This is a genomic window from Mesorhizobium sp. M1A.F.Ca.IN.020.06.1.1, assembly GCF_004023265.1.
In the GTDB taxonomy this organism is placed as follows: domain Bacteria; phylum Pseudomonadota; class Alphaproteobacteria; order Rhizobiales; family Rhizobiaceae; genus Mesorhizobium.
The window spans coordinates 1-483 of sequence record NZ_RZSR01001772.1 but is presented as its reverse complement, the minus strand read 5'-3'; the positions used below and the strand labels follow the sequence as shown (position 1 = coordinate 483).

Annotated in this window: 1 protein-coding gene; it reads right to left on the bottom strand. The window is 67.9% G+C overall.

The annotated features are described in order from the left end of the window. Positions 1-483, bottom strand: a 483-nt coding sequence (locus EOA60_RS36815) for an alpha/beta fold hydrolase (protein WP_128312819.1), incomplete at both ends; no start/stop codon positions are given.

Here is a 483-nt window from a genome sequence, read left to right as displayed (position 1 = left end):
CCGCCATCTCCAGCGCGTAGGAACTGTTCCAGGCGAAGCAGAGCGGGTTGATCATGGTCAGCATCCGTACCCGCCGATCGGCCCGCGCGGCGTGAAAAGCCTGAAACGCGCCGGCGCAGGTGCCGACCAGGCCGACCCCGGGGTAGCCGGCTCGCTCCATCCAGTTGATCGCACGACTTACATCATGGCGCGTGCGCCGGTCATAAAGGAACAGGCGCCCTTCCTCAGTCGGATCGCTGAGGCCAAGTCCGGGCAGGTCGACGCGCAGCGAGGCTACGCCTTCCGCCGCCAGGGCTCGCGCCGCTTCCACCGTGCCGCGCGCCCAGCCGACATGCGGCACGCCACCGGCATTGAGGAAGATCACCGGCTCGGCCGCGGTCTGGCGTTCGCGCGGTCGGCAAAGCACACCGCAGATCATCGGCGCCGGTCCGATCAGCACCGGGCTTTCCGTGTAATGCGGACCGTCCAGGATCTGCGACACAT